We start from the raw sequence: 22,504 nt of genomic DNA on the forward strand, positions 1-22,504 counted from the left end.
TCTTATGCACTTTAAGCGCAGAGAGTTCATACAAGTTGGTTCACTTGCCACTGCATCACTGATGCTGCCAAAGTTCCTGAAAGCTTTCGAAGGTAAGGCGATGGTGCCGCCGGGAAACAAGGTGGTGGTGGTATTGCAATTGAGCGGAGGAAACGACGGGTTGAATACCGTTGTGCCGATCGGCAATGATCTTTACTATAAGGCCAGGCCGAAGCTTGGGATCAACCAGACAAAGGCGTTAAAGCTGACGGATGAAGCAGGTCTTCATCCTGCGCTGACAAGTCTTCGGGAATTACATGATGAAGGCAATCTTGGGATCATCAACAGCGTTGGATACCCGAATCCTGATCGCTCGCATTTCCGGAGTATGGATATCTGGCATACGGCCAGCGATAGCAGCGAATACTGGAACGCTGGCTGGATCGGCCGTTATCTGGATGCACAATGCCATGGATGTGACAAACCTACGCAGGCGATCGAGATCGACGATGTGCTGAGTCTTTCTATGAAAGGAGAGAACAATAAAGGTATTGCAGTGAAAGACCCCAGACGTTTGTATGGTACTGCTAACGAAAAATTCTTTCGTGATGTGATGAAGCATCATCCGGAAACAGCGGGTGAACAACCGGTTGATTATTTGTATAAAACCATGGCAGAGACATTGTCGTCTGCCGACTATATTTTCAAGCAAAGCCGTTTACATCCTACCAATGCAACGTATCCTTCAACGGAATTAGGTGTCAGTATGAAAACGATTGCCTCGCTGATCTTTTCGGAGATCAATACAAAAGTGTATTACGTTTCCCTGGGGAGTTTTGATACGCATATCAACCAGGAGTTTCAGCAACAACGCTTGTTTACCGAAATGAATGATGCAATTGCGGCCTTCACAAAGGACCTGAAAGCAAACGGACGGTTTGAAGACGTATTGCTGATGACATTTTCAGAGTTTGGAAGACGTGTATCACAGAATGCAAGTGGTGGTACGGATCATGGCACTGCAAACAATATGTTCCTGATCAGTGGAGGGTTAAAGAAAAAAGGATTGATCAATGCAATGCCGGATCTGTCTGATCTGAATGAAGGTGATCTGAAACACAAGATCGATTTTAAGAATGTATATGCTACTGTGTTAAATAAATGGTTGAATGCAGATGCAAAAACTATCCTTGGACGGGAGTATGCCAATATGGATTTTATTTAAGTGTTTTATTTCATGGCTGAAATGAAAAACCCCGGAGCCATTCATGGTCCGGGGTTGACTTTTTTCCTAAGAGAACGTTATTGCGCCTTATCTTTTTGCGTGGCGACACGATAGAGGATAAAGGACATCGCAGCGAAGAATAATACACCAAGCAGGTAATATCCGTTCTCGCCTAATGAGCTCGTCAATCCATGTTCGGTATTGATTGCATCAAGGAATTTTTTACCACCATCTGATCCACTTACAAAGGCGATGATCACACCGGCTACAGCACCGCCCGCGACCAGGCCGGTCGCAAAAAGATTGCCTTTTCCCAATTCTTCTTCCTCAGGAGATTTATGAATGTTTTTCTTTTTCTCGCGGGAGTCTACCAGGCCTTTGATCGCGCCTCCGATAAAGATCGGCAATGTTGTAGACAAAGGCAGATATGCTCCCACCGCGAAACTCAACGATTTGATACCGCAAAGCTCCATTACGATCGCCATGAACACACCAACGAAAATGAACTGCCAATCGAGGTTCTGTGATTGAATTCCTTTGATCAGGGTCGCCATCAGCGTAGCCTGTGGAGCGGGAAGTTTTTCTGTTCCGATAGCATGGGTTATACCTTGCTGAAGGAGTTCTTCGCTTGGTTTATCGAGGTATTGAATGGTCAGCCCGATCACAACGGAGGATACGATCGCGCCAATAAACAGGGCGATCTGTTGATTGCGTGGTGTTGCCCCAACAATAAACCCGCTCTTGAGATCCTGTGAGGTTGCTCCTGCATTTGCCGCAGCGATACAGATCATACCGCCAACCACAAGCACAAGCGGTTCGTATGCCGGACCTGCCCAGCCCACGCTGATAAAGATCAGGCTGGTCCCCATTACCGTCGCGATGGTCATGCCACTGATGGGATTATTTGATGATCCGATCAAACCTACTATACGGGAAGATACCGTTACAAACAATGCTCCGAACAACACAACGAGCAGGCCGATCAGTAATTTTTGACCAACTCCCTGTCCGGGTACCTGTGGCAACAAAGCGATCAGCAGCACGAGTGCCAGACTTCCCAGGACCACTACTTTAAGGCTCAGGTCACGATCTGTACGTTTTACCGAATTGTTCTCGCCACCTGAATTTTTAAATGTTGCGACGCTCGACTTGACTGACTTCACAATTGTCGGCAGCGTTTTCAGCAGTGTGATAATACCACCTGCGGCAACCATGCCCGCTCCGATCTGACGGATGTAGGCGTAATAAACTGCCGATGAATAGTCAGCAAATGTATGCGTAACGGGATCCCAGCCACCTTTGCCACCCGCCGTTTCAACGCTGGCGAGATAGCCAAACTTCACGAGCTGCGAAGCGATCAGATCCGGACTAACCAGGAAAGATAAAAGCGGGATCAGCACCAGCCAGCTTAATACACCACCTGCTACAAGTACCCCTGCAATACGTGGCCCGATGATATAACCCACACCGAGATATTCAGGCGTGATCTCACCGCTTACCTTCGCTGATGGAAAGAATTTGTTGGCCTGTTTGGTAGCCATGTACGGCACCTCCGCAATAAAATGTAATACTTTTTGAAGTAGTGCATACAGAAATGCAACACCTAAACCCCAGAAAGCTGTTTTTGCAAAATCTCCACCTTTCTCTCCAGCTTTTAAAACGTCACCGCAGGCAGTTCCCTCCGGGTAAGGAAGTGTTTCGTGCTCGTTTACGATCAGGGCTTTTCTTAAGGGCACCATTAGTAAGGTTCCGAGAAGTCCACCAACGATGGCAAGCACAAGGATCGTGAGATAGTTGAAATATTCGGCACTGTCTTTTGAAGAAAGAAATAGAAATCCCGGTAGCGTGAATGCGACACCGGCGGCAATACTTTCACCCGCACTGCCGGTTGTCTGAATGATATTATTCTCGAGGATCGTTGTCTTAAAGAAACGACGTCCCAGCGTAATGGCGATCACGGCAATCGGAATAGAAGCCGAAACCGTTAAACCGGCTTTAAGTGCGAGATACACTGTTGCCGCACCGAAGATCACACCAAACAAAGAACCCAGGAGAATCGACTTCACCGTCAGTTCTTTCATATTTGTTTCCGGCGCCACAAAGGGCTTGAAATTGGATGGTTTCTCTGCCATACAGTTAATTTATGCGGGGGAAGATAGGAAGTAAAAAGTCAAAATTAAAAAGTAAAAAGTCAAAAACGTCCCGCTTTGAAACTGTCCAAAAGCGGGACGTTTTTGACTTTTACTTTATGCCTTTCTCATTCATGACCCGATTCCACCACCTTAACAGGATGAAGCCGAGGGACGCGGCAACGAGCAGCAGCACGAAGTTCAACCAGAAATAATTTGCTTTCTGATCATATCTATCCCACATGGTGGCAAGGACACCAGAAAGTTTATTGCCAATGGCGGTGGACACAAACCATCCCCCCATCATTAATGAAGCAATGCGGGTAGGGCTTAGTTTTGATACGATCGATAACCCCATCGGGCTTAATAGCAACTCACCCAAAGTGATCACACCATAACTTCCGATGAGCCATAGTACGCTCACTTTCTCCGAGCCGTTATTTCCCATGTATACAGCCGTGACCATCACCAGTGCCGAGAAGGCGGAGATCAATAAACCGAATGCGATCTTCGTGGCAGTTGACGGCTCCTTCTTTTTTCTTCGCCTCCAGGCAAAGAAGGAGATGACAACAGGCGTGAGCGCGATCACCCAACCAGGGTTGATAGACTGACTGAGGTTCGTTGCCCACAGGCTTACCTGCTCTCCTTCTGCCGGTAATTTTTCCGGTGCTACGTTTTTAAAATAAACAGGGTAGTTGAATTCTTTCGTAACAATCCCGTTCGCTTTTTGCAGGCGGAACTGGTCATCGTATAAAGCGACAGAATCTTTCTGATAAGTTACTTTCTGTGCAAGGATCAGGTTGTCGAATACCTTTTGTGTAGTGCCGTCTACTTCGCGATTTGTATAACGGTCAGCCCAGGTATTCAATGCAGAACCGTTTTGTTTGAATACAGCCCAGAATAAGATCACGACAACAAAGATGGTCAGCAACACCATAATTGGCTTTTTCTCTGACTTCTCTGCCTTTGTATAGATGTTTCCATAAAAATAGAAGAGTGGTATACAAGCGAAGATGAATGCATCGGTTGAATCAGATCCAAACCAGTCGCCAGGTATCATCCAGCCCAGCACACCGGCGATCACGGATGGTACAAGGATCAGCAATACGATCCTGCTGAAAGGCATATCGCCCGGCGCCATAGCTTTCTTTACATCATACATCCGGTAATGTTTCAACCCGATGATATAAATGATCACCCCGAGGAGCATGCCAATGCCTGCTGCTATAAAGGCATAACCCCAGCCATAAGTGATATATAATGCAGCGCTGATAAAGTTGCAGATGAATCCTCCCAGGTTGATACCCATATAGAAGATGTTGTATCCTTCATCTTTCTGATGCAGATGTTCCGGAACGGAATAAACATTTCCCAGCAGCGTAGACATATTGGGTTTGAAGAAACCATTGCCGACGATCACAAGCGTCATCGCTATATAAAGCATGGTGAGGTTATGAATGGACATCAGGCAGTACCCAAAGCTCATCATCAATCCACCCAGGATGATCGATTTGCTGTAGCCGAGATAACGGTCACCTAACAGGCCGCCAAGGAAAGGAGTGAGGAACACCAGTGCGATATAGGTGCCATAAAGATCTGCCGACTCCTTTTCCGTCATCGCATAGCCAGCTTTTACATCTTTGAGATAAAGCGTGAAGATGCCGATCATGAGGTAATAGCCGAATCGTTCCCACATTTCAGAGAAGAAAAGATAGCTTAGGGCTTTAGGATGTTTTTTCCACATGAGGGTGCGTGTGTGTTTTTGGAAAGATAGGCATTTCTGCTATTGCGTTGCGTAGGGGGCAACGCAGAGGGCACAAAGTGAAACGCAAAGGGCGCAAAGAGATCAGCTTAATCTTTGCGCCCTTTGCGTTTCACTTTGTGCCCTCTGCGATACTGTTTACGCCAGGCAGCTAAAATACTATTGGATCCCGTGCATCATTTTCTGAAGTTTCTTTGACAGCAACAGCAGGATAACGCCCGCTGCTCCAGCCATGAATACGAACAGCATAAAGAACTCATGCAGGTTACTGATCTGGTAGCCGAGGAAAGAAGTTGTTTTTCCTCCGTCAGGATATAACCCACTTAGCACACCAGCCAGTTTGTTGCCTCCGGCATTGCCGAGAAACCAGACAGCCATTAAAAGGGAGGCGAATCTTATCGGCGAAAGTTTATTGAAAAGCGAAAGACCAATCGGAGAAAGACACAATTCACCCCAGGTATGTAGGAGATACATGCCCGTAAGCCAGATCATGCTGACAGGTTTTGTAACGTTGTCAACTCCGTGAGCAATCCACCAGTAGCCCAGTGCGACGAGAATTAGTCCTATGCCCATTTTGGTGGGAGTTGCCGGTTGCTTTTTACCGAGTACCTGCCATATGATGGCGAATATTGGTGCAAAGATGATGATGAATGCAGAATTGAACGACTGGAAGTATGCAGTCGGCATCTCGTAACTCGCAGTAATATGCTTATCGGTTTGTCTGTCTGCAAAGAATGTTAACGATGCCCCAGTTTGTTCGTATGCGCCCCAGAAGAAAACTACAAAAAATGCAATGATGACCATTACCCAGATCCGTTGTTTTTCTTCTTTCGAAAGGTTCTTATCAGACAGGATATAAAATATGATAAAAAGAAAACTTCCACCAAGAAGATAAAACAGATAATTCACCGTGGTGTCGAGATACATTGCTGCAACCATTACTCCCGAAAAGCAAAGCATTCCAAGAACAATTGTAACCGGGTTAAGCATTGCTTTAGGTGGAGGAGGTACTGTCAGGTGTTTTTCACCAGTTACCGGGTCAACGGTAGGAGCACCTGTACCCGGTGTTTCGCCGAGGATCTGTCCCTGAGGGTTACGCACGTATTTGTTGTGATAGATCTTCTGAACGATAACACTGATGACCATCGCAATGGCGCCAACGAGAAATGCCCATTTGAAATCTGCCGGATCGCCGGTATTGCCGACAAAGCCGCAGGCGATCGGGCCAAGCATGCCGCCTGTATTGATACCCATATAGAATATAGTGTAGGCCGCATCTTTACGCGTATCATTATCCGGGTAGAGCTGACCCACGAGTGAAGATATATTTGGTTTAAAGAAGCCATTCCCGGCGATCATGAAACCAAGGCCTGTAAAAAATAAGAAGGTTGATAGGTCTGGCGAGGAGTGATACAGAGAGCCACAGGCGAAAAGGATCAGTTCGCCGGCGGCCATTACAAGTCCGCCAACAAGGATAGACCGTTTGTTCCCCCAGAACCTGTCTGCAACATACCCGCCCAGTAACGGACTCAAATAGATAAGGCCGATATAGCTTCCATAAAGGTTGGAAGCAAACTTGTCATTGAACAAGAGGGCTTGCGTCATGAACAGCACGAGGATCGCCCGCATGCCGTAATAGTTAAACCTTTCCCACATCTCTGTGGCGAATAAAACATACAATCCTTTTGGGTGACCGCTGGTTCTTGCAGGGGTATTCATGTTGGGGGTTTATTTACAAATCAGTAATCTTAACCATACGAAGGGAGCAAAATAACGAAAATTGACCACTCGCAAATTTTTCATGATATCTTAAGTCAGGATTCCGATCTTCGCGACGAAGTTTAAAATCCCTTATTACACCATGCGAATACTGCTATTAGGCTCAGGAGGTAGAGAACATGCCCTGGCCTGGAAACTTAGTCAAAGTGTCTGGACAAATCCCCTATATATCGCCCCCGGCAATCCCGGAACCGCGCAATGTGGTGTAAATGTCAACCTCAAGCTTTCTGATTTCGACGCCATCGGTAAATTCTGCATCTACGAAAAAATAGAAATGGTCATCGTTGGTCCTGAAGAACCACTGGTGAACGGCCTGTATGATTATTTCAAAGGGAATGAAGAGCTGGCTGCCATCCATTTCATCGGACCATCGAAAAATGGGGCTCAACTGGAGGGAAGTAAAGCTTTTGCCAAGGCTTTTATGATGCGTCATAACATTCCTACGGCGGGATATCGCGAATTCACAACGGATAATTATGAAGAAGGGATCAAATACCTGGGAGAACACCCTCTGCCAATCGTACTCAAAGCAGACGGACTTGCGGCGGGCAAAGGTGTCGTGATCTGTCAAAGTCATCTTGAAGCGATCGCGGAATTTGAACTGATGATCCAGCGCGCGAAATTCGGCGAAGCCAGTAAGAAGGTAGTAGTGGAGCAATTCCTGACAGGCATCGAACTAAGCGTTTTCGTACTGACCGACGGCAAAAGTTACCTGACCCTGCCGGAAGCAAAAGATTATAAAAGGATAGGGGTTGGTGACAAAGGTCTGATGACCGGCGGTATGGGAGCGGTAAGCCCGGTGCCGATCGCCACACCTGATTTTATGCAAAAGGTGGACGAAAGGATCATCAAACCAACCGTAGATGGTCTTCACGAGGAAGGGATCGAATACACTGGTTTTATATTTTTCGGATTGATCAACGTCAATGGCGATCCGTTTGTGATCGAATACAATTGCCGCATGGGTGACCCTGAAACGGAAGTAGTGATCCCCCGGCTGGAAAATGATCTGGTCGGACTTTGCGTAGCTGCTTCCCAAAAGGAATTACACCTGGTAAAAATTCAGGCAGACCCCCGCTCCGCCGCAACCGTTGTAGCTGTAAGCCGCGGGTATCCGGCAGGATATAATAAAGGAGAAGAAATTACAGGCCTCAACGAGAACTACGGAAAACAAACACAGATCTTTCATGCCGGTACAAAAGAAGAAGATGGCAAGATCGTGACTGACGGAGGACGTGTATTCTGCGTTACAAGCTTTGGTGAAAACATGGAAGAAGCCGTCAACACCTCACTGGATGTGCTGCAATATGTCACGTACGATGGCATTTACTTCAGAAATGACATCGGGTTCGAATTCATCGGAAAGTAAGCAAGGCCGAGTCTAAAAGTTTAATAGTTAAAAGGTTTAATAGTTTAGGAGCTCGGTATCCTATGGCTATTAAACCTTTAAACTTTAACCACCCCACACTCACGTTGCAAAAAAGGTATGCTGCGATAAACAACTTTTAAACTATCAACCCTTTAAACTTTTAAACCTTCCCTCACCCGTATTTTTGCCATATGAACTACCACGACTATCTCGAACTCGACAAAATACTGAATGCTCAATTCCCGGAAAGTGAAAAGCGGCAACTGCCGGCTCACGATGAAACCCTTTTCATCATCATTCACCAGGCGTATGAGCTTTGGTTCAAACAGCTTCATCATGAGGCCGGCTCCGTGATCGGCATTCTTTCCAAACCATCATTGAACGATAACTCTCCGGAGTTACAAACCATTGTGCACCGTTTGAGCAGATGCGCCACCATCATGCGGGTGCTGGTACACCAGATGGATATCATGGAAACGATGACCCCCATGGATTTCCTCGATTTCCGCGATATGCTTCGCCCCGCCTCCGGCTTTCAAAGCTGGCAGTTCAAAGAGCTGGAAGCAAAACTGGGTCTGAAATTTGAACAGCGCCATGGCCAGGAATATTATACGTCACAGCTTCGCCCTTCGCATGTTGATATCATAAAAAAAGCAGAACATGAAAAGTCGCTCCTGGAATGGGTGAACGACTGGCTGGAACGAATGCCATTCTTTGATGAGCAGGAGAACTGGAACGACTTTAAAGTACATGAACCGGAAGAGGCACCGCATCCCTTCTGGGCGGAATACCGATACTGCTATCAGCAAAGTCTGTCCGATACTGAAAAGGCCAACCTGATCGCATTTGACAGCACATTCCTGGGAAAGGGGGAGCAGCCTGTTCGTTCATTATCTCCCAAAGCGACGCGTGCGGCATTGTTCATTTCCATTTACAGGGGATATCCCGTACTGCAGTTGCCTTTTCAATTGTTGAACGGCCTGCTGGAAATTGATGAGCAGCTCAGCTCCTGGAGATACCGCCATATGAATATGGTGCACCGGATGATCGGTACGCGGATCGGAACCGGGGGAAGTACCGGAAAGGATTACCTGAAATCCGCAGCCGACAAGCATTATATTTTCAGGGAAATTGCACAGCTGAACAGCTTTTTGATAGAGAGAAGGAAACTGCCGGTATTGCCGGTAGCGGTGGAGAAAAGGCTTGGTTTCGTAGGCGCTTTCTAACCCCAATGCCGTAGGAGGAACGCTGCGACCGCCGCGTTTCTCCTACGACATTCGATAGGAAGACTGCATTGAGAGCTGATTACATGAATCTGGCTTCTCCCTCGATCTTTACAAACGGGTTCGTAAAAAACCGATCCACCACCCGGTTAAAGTCTTCCGCGTAAATGACCGGAGTGGAATGCCCCGCACCTGGCAGGATCCACAAATACGCTTTTGGAATGTTCTTATAAATAAGCAGTGTATGTTCTTCTTTGATCACATCATGATCGCCTCCTATCACCAGCGCAGGACAAAGCACGTTCTGTAATGAAGACGGGGAAATATGTGGCTGCTCGCAAAGGAGTTTCAGCAGCTTCAGAGAGTGTTTTTCCTGCGGGGTTTTTGTCGATTTCGCATTTAACGCGGCCAGTGAAGGTCTTACCATATCCCAGATCTCCTGTGGAACAGCAGTTGTATCAGGTGCGAGATTAGCGCCTGTAATGGCAAGCTTTTTCACTTTCCCGGGGTGACGCTGGGCGAGTAAAATGCCATTGATGCCTCCATCGCTCCAACCGATAACATTCGCAGAATCAATCTTTAATGCGTCAAGAAGAGCAGCGTAGTCATCTGCCATCATTTCGTAGGTAAGAGAGTCGCCAGGATCGGCAGATTTTCCATGTGACCGGCTGTCGGCAATGATCACTTTATATTTTTTGGCGAAATATGGTATCTGGTAAATGAAGTTGTCGATCGATCCGCCATTACCATGAATGATCAGCAGCGGTTCGCCGGTGCCATACACTTCACAATACATTTTGAAACCGCGGATCTCGTAATATTTTCCCGCCGCCGCATTTTCTCCATAGGGAATGGCTTTTGGATCACTGAGGGCTTTCTGAAATTCGGCCATTTTTTTACCCGCATCTTCCTGGGCGAAGGAGGAGAATGCGAGCAGGAGGCATAAGGTTGAAATGAATAAGCGCATATTAGGTTGGTTGTGTAGGAGAAAGGTAGGAAAACTAAGGGCACCAGGGGTTAAAAGTTTAAAAGTTCAGTCGTTCAAAGCTCAGTAATCAGCACGTGGGACTCATCACATAAGACCTTTGAACTTTTAAACTTTTGCGCCTGAGGTACTTCCCTTAACGAGAATAGGTGATTGCTTGCGCAACCACCTATTCCTTTGCTGATAGATAAATGAGAGATATATGATAGAAGTGTAACGGATTTAGAATGCATATCTGAAACCGAGGCCGAACCTTGCAGCTTCGAAGTCAGAATCGCCATTACCGATAAAGATCGTCGGCTTCCAGTCGAATGAAAAACTCAACGGAACGTCAGTAATCTTGTAATCCAGACCGACCAGTGGGCGGACCAGGAAATCAGACCCACCATCATACAGACCAACACCTGCACCGGCGCCAACGAACCACTGCAATCCCGCAGCATTCTGGATCTGTTTATGGTACTGATAGAAGCCCTGGATGACTGTATAATCGTTTCCGAACAATACATCGAACTGACCTACGTCTTTCTGAGTAAAAAAGTGTTTAACACTTGGACCAACAAGGGTCATTCCGGTACCGAAATCGATACCCAGGCCGACACCTGTTTTGTAAGTACTTTGTGCGTTTGAAACGTTGGCTGAAAAGATAAATCCTGCCAGAAGAATGCTTAAAATAAAGACCTTTCTCATAATTTTTGCTGGAAAATGGGTTTAAAAATGGTGCTTCGGTTTCGTTAATTGCCATTTTTGTGCCAAAAGTTGAAACGTTTCATTAACGCTTTCCCCTGCTGTTGAAAACTTGGCCAAAAAATATCCGAAGAACTTTTGGGTTAAATAGTAATAGAAGTCTAATAATGCCGTTATCTGAAAGCGCCCGCAAAGGTAGCAAAAAAAGAACCCTGAAGAAGTGAGAATAGAATGACAACGCAACATCGGTGAATGAAGTGTACTTTCGTGCAGTTGGGATCTGATTCAGAGACGGAGTAGACACAATGAAAACCGGAATCTTCAGTGACGCAGATGAGTGTACTTTGATATAGTATCAATTATCGGGACGATCCGGCCAAAGGCCTTCTATTATCCGCCATCGAAGAATTGCTCTGCTAACCATTAATGAACCTCCTCCCTCCTGCATCTAAAAAAAATGCTGTCCTGTAAAGGCTTTGCTTTGTAGTTTCAAACTATTCCTTCAACTTTGCACACATTAAATCCAATTATATCGAATGGGACTTTTTAACTGGTTTACACAAGAGATTGCTATGGATCTGGGTACCGCCAATACCCTTATCATACATAATGATGAAGTAGCGGTAAATGAGCCAAGTATTGTTGCGCTGAACAGGAACAATCCGAAGGAGGTGCTGGCTGTGGGGAAAAAAGCGTTGATGATGCACGAGAAGACCCATGAGAGTATCAGGACTGTGCGTCCGCTGAAGGATGGTGTAATTGCCGATTTCAATGCTGCAGAGTTAATGATCCGGGAGCTGATCAAACTCGTTTATCCAAAGAAGCCTTTATTTCCTCCGAGCTGGAGAATGATGATATGTATTCCCTCTTCAATTACTGAGGTGGAAAAACGTGCGGTGCGCGACAGCGCCGAGCAGGCTGGAGCCAAAGAAGTATACCTGCTGCACGAGCCGATGGCTGCGGCACTCGGTATCGGGATTGATGTGGAAGAGCCCGTAGGTAATATGATCATCGATATTGGCGGTGGTACTACCGGTATCACAGTGATCGCCCTGGCAGGGATCGTTTGCGATCAAAGTATCCGGATTGCCGGTGATGAATTCACTGCAGACATCATGGAAGCGCTCCGCCGCTACCATAGCCTGCTGATCGGTGAGCGTACCGCTGAGCAGATCAAGATCCAGGTTGGTGCGGCGATGAAGGATCTGGACAATCCGCCGGATGATATCCCTGTAAATGGTCGTGACCTTGTAACCGGTATTCCGAAACAGATCATGGTCTCCTATCAGGAGATCGCCGAAGCACTTGACAAGAGTATTTTCAAAATAGAAGAAGCTATCCTGAAAGCATTGGAACAAACACCTCCGGAGCTGGCAGGTGATATCTATCGCCGTGGCCTGTATCTCACAGGAGGCGGAGCCCTGTTGAGAGGATTGGATAAAAGGCTTAGCCAAAAGATCAAGCTGCCTGTACACGTTGCTGACGATCCGCTGAAAAGCGTGGTTAGGGGTACTGGCATCGCGCTCAAAAACTACGATAAGTATCCTTTTGTAATGCGATAACCCAGGCGGCTAAAGCTTCAGATTCAAAACAGCTCCTTTGCGTAATATATTCCTGTTCATTCGCCGCTTTTTCACCGTCATTGTATTTCTGATACTACAGGCGGTGTGTATATGGTTTTTGATAAACTATAACAGGTTTCATCATGCCCAGGGCTTAGCCGCGGCAAACGAGGTAACGGGCTGGTTCAATTCCAAGTACAATAATGTGGAAGACTTCTTTCGCATGAAAGAAGAGAACCGTCGCCTGCTCCGGCTGAATGATTCCCTGATGAACCAGCTTCCGTCAAACTTTGTAAGGATTGACACAGGTCAGGTCGTAGCCCGCGACTCGGTTCCTTTTGATACGTTGGGGCATTATCGCCACTATGTGTGGCGTGACGCGCAGGTTGTTTATTCCACAGTCAGCAATGAAAAGAATTATATTCAGATCAACCGTGGCTCAAACCAGGGAATTAAGGACAATATGGGCGTGTTCAGCTCCGGTGGTGGCCTGGTCGGACAAGTTGTGAATGTTGGCCCTAACTACGCCCAGGTCATGAGCCTTCTCCACGTCCAGAATAAAGTGAACGTGCTGGTAAAAAAGACCAAAAACTCGGGTACACTTTTCTGGGATGGTACAGACCCGCATTTTCTCACCCTCACCAATATTCCCAAGAGTGATTCCCTTGCAAAAGGCGATACGATCGTAACAGGTAATTATTCGTATGCATTTCCTCCCGGGCATTTTGTGGGAACGATCGCGGAAATCGTAAAAGATATCTCCACCAACTTCTATGTGCTAAAGATCAGGACGGGCGCTAATTTCGCCAATCTTCAGCAGGTGATGGTAGTGGAAAACCTTCAGCTTGGTGAGCTGGATCAACTGATGCAGGATACCAGGAGAAAGATTGATGATGCTAAAAAACCAAACCGGTGAGTGATCTGTTAAGAAATATAGTCCGCCTGCTCCTGTTCATCTTTGTTCAGGTGTATATCCTGAATCAGATTCCGGCTTTGCATCAGTATATTATACCGATTATTTATTATCTGTTCATCCTTTGGCTGCCATTCAGAATATCCCGTATCGGCTTATTGTTCGCCGGTTTCGTTACCGGTATGACACTCGATTATTTCATGAACAGCCCCGGCCTTCATGCGGCTCCCTGTGTGCTGATCGCTTATCTGCGCCCCTTCATCATCAACATACTTTCTCCAAAAGAAACCGCGGAATTTAACTACCGCGAACCGTCTCCCCGTTCAATGGGATGGACACCATACCTTGTTTACGTTCTCATCCTGACAATATTCCACCATTTTTATCTCGTAGTACTTGAATGGTGGTCATTCGGATCCTTCCTGCATCTGCTCATCAAAGTGATCTCAACCACGGCTATCAGTATGCTTCTGGTGATCATTACAGAGCTGTTATTCTCACGGAAGATGAATTATCGGACGAATACGGCGTAAGGGGTTGATCGTTGACCGTTGTCCGTTGACCGTTGTCCGGAATTCGAGTGAGGTGGAATAAATTGGATCTTCGTGTACAAATTAAAAGTGTGGGGCTATCGTTGATAAACGATAGCCCCACACTTTTAATTTGTTACGGTCAACGGTCAACGGTCAACGGTCAACGGTCAACGGTCAACGGTCAACGGTCAACGGTCAACGGTCAACGGTCAACGGTCAACGGTCAACGGTCAACGGTCAACGGTCAACGGTCAACGGTCAAACCCTTCTTTAAGAAAAATTTATCCCTCCAAACATTTGGAAACCGCCCTTTTCATTTCGTACTTTGTATTGCTAAGTGTACACATTCCTTCTACGGGCAATAATCCCGCATCACCCATTCATTTTACTTGACCTATGTCCGTGTTCAACCAATCCAGAAGCCGTATTATCCGTTTAATATTCCTGGTAGCGTTTGTTGTTATCATTGTGCAACTGTTCAGGCTCCAGGTTGTAGAAGGCAAGTACAGTCAGTTGGCAATGGACAATGCGGTATTCCCCAAGATCGTATATCCTGAACGGGGGATCATTTACGATAAGAAAGGTAAAGCGATCCTTAATAATGCCATCATGTTCGATCTGATGGTAACTCCTTCTGAGATCAAGAATTTTGATACAGCATCCTTCTGCCGTTTGATGGAGATCGACACATCTGAATTCCGTAAACGGGTACGGGACGCGATCTTCAAGAATACCCGCGTACGCCCTTCCGTATTCCAATCGCTCCTTACGCCACAAATGCAGGCGAGGTTTGAAGAAAATACATGGCGGTTCTCGGGATTTGCGTTAGTTGAACGTCCCGTTCGTGTTTATCCGTTTAATACTGCTGCGCATATTCTTGGATATATCGGCGAGGTTGACACAGGTAATATCAGGCGTTCCGGCAACTTTTACCGGATGGGGGACTATATCGGTAAAAGCGGGTTGGAATCAACCTATGAAAAAGTGCTGATGGGCCAACGGGGTGTTCAGCATATTATCAAAGACAACCGTAACAGGCTTGTGGGTAGTTATGAGAACGGTATATTTGATACTGCAGCTATCGCGGGACGTGGTGTACGAACTTATCTGGACGTAGAACTGCAACAGCTGGCTGAGAAACTTCTGATCGGAAAGATCGGATCAGTAGTGGCACTGGAACCCAAAACCGGTGGGATCCTCGCAATGGCTTCGGGGCCAGGATTTGATCCAAATGAGCTTACCGGGCCGGAAAAACAAAAGAACTACGCACGGATGGTCCTCGATGTGAGCAGGCCATTATTCAACCGCGCGATCAAGGGACAATATCCCGCCGGGTCAACTTACAAACCTCTCGCCGCGCTGATCGGCCTTGATGAAGGAGTGATCACTCCAGCCAGCGGTATTGCCTGCTCTGGAGGATATTTCTATTGCGGCAGACGATATGGTTGCACGGAACATTGGTCCGGCCACGCCAATAATCTGCGTCTTGCAATTGCGTGGTCATGCAACTCATTTTTCTATAACACTTTCCGTCTTACCCTGGATAATCCGAAGTATAAAAGCCCCCGGAAAGGATTAACAGAATGGAAGAGATATATGTCAGCCTTTGGTTATGGGCACAGGCTTGGAGTAGATCTTCCCAGCGAAGATGGTGGCAATATTCCCGACACAACACAATACGATAAAGAATACAGGGGGTCATGGAATTCCTGTACCATGGTTACAATGGGCATCGGGCAGGATAAGATGCTGGTTACTCCTTTGCAGATCGCCAATGGTATCAGTATCGTTGCCAATAAAGGCTATTACTATATTCCGCATTTTGTAAAATCGATCGATGATGAAACGTCTGCCGATACGGCGCTGCTGAACAAGTATCGCCAGAAGCACGAAGTACTCACGCATATCCCGGATACATCTTACCGAACTGTAATCGATGGCATGCACGACGTAACGATCAGGGGTACCGCATGGCGGATCCCGAAGATCCCCGATGTGGAAGTATGCGCGAAAACCGGTACTGCAGAGAACTATGGCATTATCAAGGGTAAGCGCACACAGTTGAAGGACCACTCGCTCTTTGTATGTTTTGCTCCCAAAGATGACCCTAAGATCGCTGTTGCGGTGATCATTGAGAATGGAGGGTTCGGCTCCACATGGGCGGGTCCAATCGCCTTCCTCATGATGGAAAAATACCTAAAAGACACCCTGCGCGCTGATAGAAAGAAAGAGGTAGAACGCATCGCTGCTGCGAACCTGATGCCTGGTTTCCTGAAGGATCTGCAATGGAAGGCAGATTCTATAAGCGCATACTGGTACTTTGAAAAAAGAAAAGATAGTTCCTATATCAGAAGATTCATCCGTACGGCAGCCGCACCGGTACGTCAGGGCGGGAAAACACCGGCTTCAAAAGACAAAGCTCCGGCATTGTTAGCCGCCATCATTCCGGGAGAAAAAAGATCAACCGCCGCAAAAGCAATTACCACAACCTTATGAGCCAGAAAAACCCCGCTATATCAAAAGGAATAGATTGGAGCCTTGTCTGGATCTATCTGTTGCTGGTTGCCATCGGCATCACTGCCGTGTTCGGCGCGACTTACAAGGAAGATGACCCGATCGTGCAAAGTTTTTTGAATTTCAGTACTGATTACAGCAAGCAGCTTTACTTTTTTATCGCCGGCCTTATACTAGGATTATTTATCCTGCTCACGGACAGTAAATTCTTTTCAGCGACGGCCAATATCTGGTATGCTATCGGTATCGTAATGCTCCTGCTCGTATTCCCTTTGCACTCAAATGTAAAAGGAACGGAGTCGATCATCAGGTTTGGAGGCTTCAATTTCCAGCCGGCTGAGTTTTGTAAAATATGTGTATGCCTTGCATTGGCGAAGTATTTGTCGAGACCGGAAACTGATTTCAGTAAAACCCGTTCACAGCTGATCGCAGCCGGTATTGCGTTAACGCCTGCAGTGCTGACCATCATGCAAAGTGAAACGGGGCTTGCGCTTGTGTTCTTTGCATTCTTCCTGGTAATGTACCGGGAGGGCCTTCCTTCAGGAGTACTGGTTATCGGATTTGCGACCGCTGCTCTTGTGGTGGCAACATTGCTGCTGGATAAGAACGTACTGGCGCTTTCACTTACCGTTCTTGCAGTGCTGGTGATCCTGATCATGCGCCGCCAGGTGAAGAGAGATAAGACCATTCTTTTGAAGATCGCGCTGATCTGGGTGCTGTGTGTAGGTATTCAACGATTCGCAGTCCCTATTATTTTTAAGAACGTATTGGCCAAGCACCAGGTGGAACGTATCTATAGCACGATTGGCAAAGATGTACCAGTAGAATATTTGAAAGGCGAGGCAGCTATCCAGGCGGCTACAACCGGCAAACAGGAGAATACAGCTGACTACAACGTAAAGCAATCCAAGATCGCGATCGGTAGCGGAGGCCTGTTTGGAAAAGGCTTGCTGAAGGGAACGCAAACGCGGTATGGTTTTGTGCCCGAACAACGTACCGACTTTATCTTCGATACCATCGGCGAAGGCTTCGGATTCACCGGCAGCTTCATCCTGCTGGGGATCTATCTCCTGCTTCTCTTCCGCATCATCACCGTCGCAGAACGTCAGCGAAGCGTTTTCAGCCGGTGTTATGCCTACGGCGTTGCTGCAGTATTCTTCTTTCACATCGGGATCAACGTGGCCATGACCATTGGACTCGCTCCCGTTATCGGGATCACGCTGCCGCTGGTAAGCTACGGAGGAACCTCCCTGATCACCTTCACTATTTTGTTGTTTATTTTGGTGAGATTGGATGCAGACCGTCAAATGGTATTGCGCTAATGTTGCGCGAATGGCCGCGGATATTCACGAATAGAGTCCAATAGCATGGGGGTTTATGTGTTTGGGCGTTGTTCGGGTGTTATTGGCTAACTTTACCGTAGATTTTTTGTTATATAATTAACCATTGCGGATTCTATTCGCATCAAATTGCGCAGAGTGAATTCGTGAATATTCGCGGCCATTCGCGCAGCATTCGTGTTATGAAAGTTATTCCATTATCTGAAGGCTCCTTCACCATAGACAAATCCAAATTATTCGTTCCGTTTGATGATCAGCAGGATGATCTGCAGCAGCGACCTACGGGCAGCTTGCTGGTAGAAGTTCAGCCCTTTGTTGTCATTACGGAAAAGGATGTGCTGCTGCTGGATACAGGCCTGGGTTTTTCCACGAATGGAAAACTACAGTTGCATGAAAACCTGATCAAGGCTGGGATCAATCCGTCTGAGGTAACAAAAGTGCTGATGAGTCATTTGCATAAGGATCATGCAGGTGGTGTTTCTGAAGACGGTGACCGCACAAAGCTGAGCTTTCCCCAGGCTACGTATTATGTGCAGCAGCGCGAGCTTGACTTTGCCCTGCAAAAAGGCCTTCCTTCGTTTATCCCTGAGGAGCTGGAAGTGTTGAAGAATTCTCCGCAGGTAAAATTCCTCACGGAGGATGAAGGGGATATAGATGGATATATTCATTATAAAGTGACAGGAGCCCACTCACCTTTCCACCAGGTATTCTGGATAAAAGAAAACAACGAAACAATTTTCTTCGGTGCTGATGACGCCCCACAATTACAACAGATGAAGCATCGCTTCGCTGCGAAGTATGATCATGATGGGAAGAAGGCGATGGAGCTGAGACGCGAATGGTGGGAAGACGGTCGCGGCTGGACATTCCTCTTTTATCATGATATTAAGGCCGCGACCTACACGAATGAAGCGCGAATAACCGCGGATGATCGCGAATAGATTCTGATTGTTGCAAATTGATTTGTTTTACAACCTCGTGAAAAAAACATTTAAAAAATGTTTTTTTCACGAGGTTGTTTTTTTGTTTGAGAGGTTCTTTGTAAAAAGAATTGATGGGTCGGAATAGTAAGTTGCTTTATGAGGAAGAGTACTACAAAATTGTAGGTCTATGTATTCGGGTGCATAATAAACTCGGCTGCAGGCATAAAGAGTTTATTTACCAGGACGCATTGGAAGTAGAGCTGATAAAGAATAGCATTCCTTATGAACGGGAGAAAGTTATTCCGATCTTTTACGATGGAGTTAAGCTTAAACATAGTTTCAGGGCTGATTTCCTTATTTACGGATGCATTGTTTTAGAAATAAAGGCGATCAGATCTGTTTCAATTGCAGATTTCAAACAAACCTTGAATTACATCAAATCAACTGATATAGAACTGGCAATACTTATCAATTTTGGGACAGACCAACTATCCCATCAAAGAATAATCTCTTCGAATAAATAGGTCACTATTCGCGATAATCCGCGGCCATTCGTGTCCATTCGCGTCCAAAAAAATGGCCCGCCCTAAAAAGAGCCGGCCGTTGCTAACCTATGAAAAACACCAGGTTCAAAGATATATAAAAAGTTATCTTATTATTAGTTAAATTAAAATTTGGTTAAGGATTGTTTTTCCCGCCGCCACGTAATCTTTCCTGTCGTAACTCGCGGAGTTTGAGTACAAATCCGCGTTGATGGGTGAAAACCTGATTGCTTCGCGGATCACCAATGATCTCACGAAAACGGTCGCGGTATTTTACCTGGAGGTCGGCAATTTTCTGACGCAGCACCAGGTTATCGCCGCGGTTATCACGTGCTGTTTTTTTCCATTCCTTGAAATATTCGATGAAGACAGGTTTGAATTTCTTTGCCTCATCATTTGTCAGGTTGAGCTTTTGCTGGATATACTCACTCATCTTATCACGGATGGTGGCGTTGTCATCCACATCATCCCCATCATCCTGCGCAAGCAGTGAAATAGTGGAGAGAAGAAGGAAGCTGAATATGAATAAAAAATGTTTCATGATCAATTGAAAAGAATATCGTCATCTGTTTCATCAACAGGGACGTCTTTAAGAAAATCCTGTATTTCTTTATCGGACACGTTTTTTAATAAACCTTTGATATCATCGGATGGGCCGCCGGCGGCAAGATCCTGAGCGGCAGGGGCTGCCAGGTCTACGAACTTGCTGATATCGTCTGTGCTTACTTTTTTCATGTTCTTTTCGACCCAGGCGTAAGACTGTGTATCTGTACCGGGAGTGGATCTGTTTTGTTTTACCCAGAGGGAGATGCCTAATGCGATCACCGCAGCCACCGATGCTGCAATAGCCAACCCGCGCCATTTGCGGGGTTTTAGTGTTACGACTGGCGCACTTTGCTTCTCTTCGAACGGGATGCTCAACGGTTGTTCAAGGTAACCCTCCGGAAGACTGAACGGAGACCTGCGGGAGAGGCCAGCCAGTAAAGGCGAAAGTTGCGCTGTCTCTTTTTTGGCATCTTCGGCTGCTGACCAGGCGAAGGAGGGATCAAGTTCAGAGAAATACTCCTCAGGCACTGAATAGACCTGCCTCTTGCTGATGCCAGCCAGCAGCGGGGACAATTGTTCCAACTCTGCGGCAGGTGTATCTGCTTCCCCAGCTTTGACCCTGGTCAGGATCTCAGCGGCAAGACTGGCAAAATAGCCTTCCGGGACGGTATAAACCGAGGGTTGTGGCGAGGGGGCCAGCGAACTGTTCAGCTCCTGTAATTCTTCTTGTATGGTAGGTGACTGTGGCATTTGCGGACTAATTGAGACAGTTTACCGTGTTCTAAGTTTAATGATTCCTGATATAATCTTCTATTTTTTTGACGGCGTGGTGGTAGCTCGCTTTCAAAGCTCCTTCACTGGTTTCCAGCACGCGGCTCATTTCTTCGTAAGGCATTTCATCGTAATATCGAAGACTAAAAACAACCCGCTGTTTGTCAGGTAATTGCTGAATCGCGAGTTGAAGTTTCCACTCCAGTTTGGATGCATCAAAATGTTGATCGGCCTTTACTTTTTCTCCGAGGGATGTTTCTATGTCATTCAGACTCAGCGTTCCCCGCTTCTTCTGCTGCTCCAGGAACGTAAGGCATTCGTTTGTGGCGATCCGGTAAAGCCAGGTATAAAGCTGACTGTCTTCCCGGAAATTCTCCAGCCCCTTCCATACCCGTATGAAAACATTTTGCAATACATCATTGGCATCGTCATGGTCCACGACCATGCGACGGATATGCCAGTACAGTTTTTCCTGGTATTTCCTGATGATAGCCGTATAGGCTCTTTCTTTTGTTTCAGTTACCCTGAACTGCGCTAGCAGTTCAGCATCACTTTCACCGGTTAGCGGCATGCTGCTGGTTTTTCAATTGTTTAGAACCAAAAAATACTAAAACGTTTAAGAAGTAAAAATTAAAAAGTCAAAAGTAAAAATATGACCCTTCGAGGAGGGGCACATTTTTACTTTTGACTTTCTGATTTTGGCGTATCTCTTACTTTTTCCGCTGGATGGCCTTTTCCGCTGCGGCCACGATATCGGGAACGTCAAGACCGTATTTCTTAAGCAGTTCTTTAGGTGTTCCGCTTTCGCCGAAGGTATCTTTTGTACCAACGTATTCGATCGGTACAGGGAAGTGCCTGGAGGCAACCTGTGCGATCGCATCACCAAGTCCGCCAATGATATTATGCTCTTCCGCCGTAACCACACATTTTGTTTTTTTGATGGAAGCGAGTACCGCTTCTTCGTCCAGTGGTTTAATGGTGTGGATATTGATCACTTCCACGCTGATGCCTTTTGCCTCAAGTTCAATACCGGCCTGGATTGCATTCCAAACCATGTGTCCGCAAGCAAAGATCGTCACATCAGTCCCTTCTGAGAAGATCTGTGCTTTACCGATCTTGAAATCTGATTCTTTGGTGAAGATGGGCCAAACCGGGCGTCCAAAGCGGAGGTAAACGGGACCTTCGTATTCTGCGATGGCCATGGTTGCAGCTTTCGTCTGTGCATAATCGCATGGAACGATCACTGTCATTCCCGGCAGCATTTTCATCAGTCCGATATCTTCGAGGATTTGGTGTGTCGCACCATCTTCGCCGAGAGTCACACCGGCATGAGATGCGCAGATCTTTACATTTTTACCGCTATAGGCAACTGACTGGCGGATCTGATCATAGACACGGCCAGTTGAGAAATTTGCGAATGTAGTTGTATAAGGAATTTTTCCACCGATGGTCATTCCCGCTGCAATACCGATCATGTTTGCTTCCGCAATACCAACCTGTACAAAGCGCTCAGGAAATTCTTTCATAAACTGTTGCAGTTTCATAGAACCTGCGAGGTCAGCAGTCAGCGCCACAACATTTTCATTTTTACGCGCTACTTCCACGATCCCATCGCCAAAGCCGCTCCTGGTGTCTTTATTACCGGTTGATTGGATATCCTTTAATGACATAGTTTATAATTAGATGGTAAATGTAAGCAATTTGCGTCGATGGCCGATGACC

Annotated in this window: 19 protein-coding genes; 10 read left to right on the top strand and 9 right to left on the bottom strand. The window is 46.5% G+C overall.

Features of this window, described 5'->3' with window-relative positions; translation table 11 throughout:
• Positions 1-4: 4 nt before the first annotated feature.
• A complete protein-coding gene (locus LZZ85_RS09345; protein WP_237870950.1) occupies positions 5-1,204 on the top strand; it encodes a DUF1501 domain-containing protein in 1,200 nt (399 codons plus the stop codon).
• Positions 1,205-1,281: 77 nt separating this feature from the next.
• Here LZZ85_RS09345 and LZZ85_RS09350 read toward each other — a convergent pair whose 3' ends face one another.
• The 3 genes from LZZ85_RS09350 to LZZ85_RS09360 form a co-directional block, all read right to left on the bottom strand.
• Entirely contained in the window at positions 1,282-3,336 is a 2,055-nt protein-coding gene (locus LZZ85_RS09350; RefSeq protein ID WP_237870952.1) for an OPT family oligopeptide transporter, read from the bottom strand.
• Between the two features lie 109 nt (positions 3,337-3,445).
• A complete protein-coding gene (locus tag LZZ85_RS09355; RefSeq protein ID WP_237870954.1) occupies positions 3,446-5,077 on the bottom strand; it encodes a peptide MFS transporter in 1,632 nt (543 codons plus the stop codon).
• Positions 5,078-5,254: 177 nt separating this feature from the next.
• On the bottom strand, positions 5,255-6,814 hold the full coding sequence (locus LZZ85_RS09360; protein ID WP_237870956.1) for a peptide MFS transporter: 1,560 nt from the start codon (positions 6,812-6,814) through the stop codon (positions 5,255-5,257).
• A gap of 142 nt (positions 6,815-6,956) precedes the next feature.
• On the opposite strand from LZZ85_RS09360, the gene purD reads away from it, so the two are divergent.
• Both purD and LZZ85_RS09370 read left to right on the top strand, forming a co-directional pair.
• Complete coding sequence (purD, locus tag LZZ85_RS09365; RefSeq protein ID WP_237870958.1) at positions 6,957-8,243, top strand: phosphoribosylamine--glycine ligase; 1,287 nt, start codon at positions 6,957-6,959, stop codon at positions 8,241-8,243.
• 191 nt (positions 8,244-8,434) lie between these two features.
• Complete coding sequence (locus LZZ85_RS09370) at positions 8,435-9,469, top strand: tryptophan 2,3-dioxygenase (RefSeq protein WP_237870960.1); 1,035 nt, start codon at positions 8,435-8,437, stop codon at positions 9,467-9,469.
• Between the two features lie 79 nt (positions 9,470-9,548).
• On the opposite strand, the gene LZZ85_RS09375 is transcribed toward LZZ85_RS09370, so the two are convergent.
• Complete coding sequence (locus LZZ85_RS09375) at positions 9,549-10,433, bottom strand: alpha/beta fold hydrolase (RefSeq protein ID WP_237870962.1); 885 nt, start codon at positions 10,431-10,433, stop codon at positions 9,549-9,551.
• A 240-nt stretch (positions 10,434-10,673) separates the two neighbouring features.
• Entirely contained in the window at positions 10,674-11,141 is a 468-nt protein-coding gene (locus tag LZZ85_RS09380; protein ID WP_237870964.1) for a hypothetical protein, read from the bottom strand.
• A 533-nt stretch (positions 11,142-11,674) separates the two neighbouring features.
• On the opposite strand from LZZ85_RS09380, the gene LZZ85_RS09385 reads away from it, so the two are divergent.
• From LZZ85_RS09385 to LZZ85_RS09415, 7 genes are all read left to right on the top strand, one after another.
• Entirely contained in the window at positions 11,675-12,700 is a 1,026-nt protein-coding gene (locus LZZ85_RS09385) for a rod shape-determining protein (RefSeq protein ID WP_038072953.1), read from the top strand.
• A 37-nt stretch (positions 12,701-12,737) separates the two neighbouring features.
• Positions 12,738-13,616 (top strand): rod shape-determining protein MreC, encoded by an 879-nt coding sequence (gene mreC, locus LZZ85_RS09390; RefSeq protein WP_237870965.1) that lies wholly within the window; start codon positions 12,738-12,740, stop codon positions 13,614-13,616.
• Entirely contained in the window at positions 13,613-14,146 is a 534-nt protein-coding gene (locus LZZ85_RS09395) for a rod shape-determining protein MreD (RefSeq protein WP_237870966.1), read from the top strand. Before mreC ends, LZZ85_RS09395 begins: the two co-directional genes overlap by 4 nt.
• Positions 14,147-14,542: 396 nt before the next feature.
• Entirely contained in the window at positions 14,543-16,642 is a 2,100-nt protein-coding gene (gene mrdA / locus LZZ85_RS09400; protein ID WP_237870967.1) for a penicillin-binding protein 2, read from the top strand.
• Positions 16,639-17,982, top strand: coding sequence for a rod shape-determining protein RodA (gene rodA, locus LZZ85_RS09405; protein WP_237870968.1), 1,344 nt, complete (start codon positions 16,639-16,641; stop codon positions 17,980-17,982). The genes mrdA and rodA overlap by 4 nt, the downstream gene beginning before the upstream one ends.
• A gap of 200 nt (positions 17,983-18,182) precedes the next feature.
• Positions 18,183-18,941, top strand: a complete 759-nt coding sequence (locus tag LZZ85_RS09410) for an MBL fold metallo-hydrolase (protein ID WP_237870969.1) — start codon at positions 18,183-18,185, stop codon at positions 18,939-18,941.
• 113 nt (positions 18,942-19,054) lie between these two features.
• Positions 19,055-19,447: a GxxExxY protein gene (locus LZZ85_RS09415; protein WP_237870970.1), complete on the top strand. Its 393-nt coding sequence runs from the start codon at positions 19,055-19,057 to the stop codon at positions 19,445-19,447.
• 154 nt (positions 19,448-19,601) lie between these two features.
• Here the strand turns inward: LZZ85_RS09415 and LZZ85_RS09420 are convergent, their stop codons facing one another.
• The 4 genes from LZZ85_RS09420 to LZZ85_RS09435 all read right to left on the bottom strand — a co-directional run bounded on the left by LZZ85_RS09420 (position 19,602) and on the right by LZZ85_RS09435 (position 22,452).
• Positions 19,602-20,006 (bottom strand): hypothetical protein, encoded by a 405-nt coding sequence (locus LZZ85_RS09420; protein WP_237870972.1) that lies wholly within the window; start codon positions 20,004-20,006, stop codon positions 19,602-19,604.
• A gap of 2 nt (positions 20,007-20,008) precedes the next feature.
• Positions 20,009-20,761, bottom strand: a complete 753-nt coding sequence (locus tag LZZ85_RS09425; protein WP_237870974.1) for a hypothetical protein — start codon at positions 20,759-20,761, stop codon at positions 20,009-20,011.
• Between the two features lie 37 nt (positions 20,762-20,798).
• Positions 20,799-21,353 carry an RNA polymerase sigma factor gene (locus LZZ85_RS09430; protein ID WP_237870976.1) on the bottom strand — a complete coding sequence of 185 codons (555 nt, stop codon included), beginning with the start codon at positions 21,351-21,353 and terminating at the stop codon, positions 20,799-20,801.
• A 139-nt stretch (positions 21,354-21,492) separates the two neighbouring features.
• Positions 21,493-22,452, bottom strand: coding sequence for a transketolase family protein (locus LZZ85_RS09435; protein WP_237870978.1), 960 nt, complete (start codon positions 22,450-22,452; stop codon positions 21,493-21,495).
• Between the last annotated feature and the right edge of the window lie 52 nt (positions 22,453-22,504).

Origin of the sequence: Terrimonas ginsenosidimutans, assembly GCF_022012415.1 — a bacterium.
GTDB lineage: Bacteria > Bacteroidota > Bacteroidia > Chitinophagales > Chitinophagaceae > Terrimonas_A > Terrimonas_A ginsenosidimutans.

Coding starts and splice junctions, on each gene's coding strand:
- LZZ85_RS09345 (WP_237870950.1), top strand. CDS start 5: ATGCACTTTAAGCGCAGAGAGTTCATACAAGTTGGTTCACTTGCCACT.
- LZZ85_RS09430 (WP_237870976.1), bottom strand. CDS start 21,353: ATGCCGCTAACCGGTGAAAGTGATGCTGAACTGCTAGCGCAGTTCAGG.
- LZZ85_RS09410 (WP_237870969.1), top strand. CDS start 18,183: ATGAAAGTTATTCCATTATCTGAAGGCTCCTTCACCATAGACAAATCC.
- LZZ85_RS09420 (WP_237870972.1), bottom strand. CDS start 20,006: ATGAAACATTTTTTATTCATATTCAGCTTCCTTCTTCTCTCCACTATT.
- LZZ85_RS09425 (WP_237870974.1), bottom strand. CDS start 20,761: ATGCCACAGTCACCTACCATACAAGAAGAATTACAGGAGCTGAACAGT.
- LZZ85_RS09435 (WP_237870978.1), bottom strand. CDS start 22,452: ATGTCATTAAAGGATATCCAATCAACCGGTAATAAAGACACCAGGAGC.
- rodA (WP_237870968.1), top strand. CDS start 16,639: ATGAGCCAGAAAAACCCCGCTATATCAAAAGGAATAGATTGGAGCCTT.
- LZZ85_RS09350 (WP_237870952.1), bottom strand. CDS start 3,336: ATGGCAGAGAAACCATCCAATTTCAAGCCCTTTGTGGCGCCGGAAACA.
- mrdA (WP_237870967.1), top strand. CDS start 14,543: ATGTCCGTGTTCAACCAATCCAGAAGCCGTATTATCCGTTTAATATTC.
- LZZ85_RS09375 (WP_237870962.1), bottom strand. CDS start 10,433: ATGCGCTTATTCATTTCAACCTTATGCCTCCTGCTCGCATTCTCCTCC.
- LZZ85_RS09380 (WP_237870964.1), bottom strand. CDS start 11,141: ATGAGAAAGGTCTTTATTTTAAGCATTCTTCTGGCAGGATTTATCTTT.
- LZZ85_RS09370 (WP_237870960.1), top strand. CDS start 8,435: ATGAACTACCACGACTATCTCGAACTCGACAAAATACTGAATGCTCAA.
- purD (WP_237870958.1), top strand. CDS start 6,957: ATGCGAATACTGCTATTAGGCTCAGGAGGTAGAGAACATGCCCTGGCC.
- LZZ85_RS09415 (WP_237870970.1), top strand. CDS start 19,055: ATGGGTCGGAATAGTAAGTTGCTTTATGAGGAAGAGTACTACAAAATT.
- LZZ85_RS09360 (WP_237870956.1), bottom strand. CDS start 6,814: ATGAATACCCCTGCAAGAACCAGCGGTCACCCAAAAGGATTGTATGTT.
- LZZ85_RS09355 (WP_237870954.1), bottom strand. CDS start 5,077: ATGTGGAAAAAACATCCTAAAGCCCTAAGCTATCTTTTCTTCTCTGAA.
- LZZ85_RS09385 (WP_038072953.1), top strand. CDS start 11,675: ATGGGACTTTTTAACTGGTTTACACAAGAGATTGCTATGGATCTGGGT.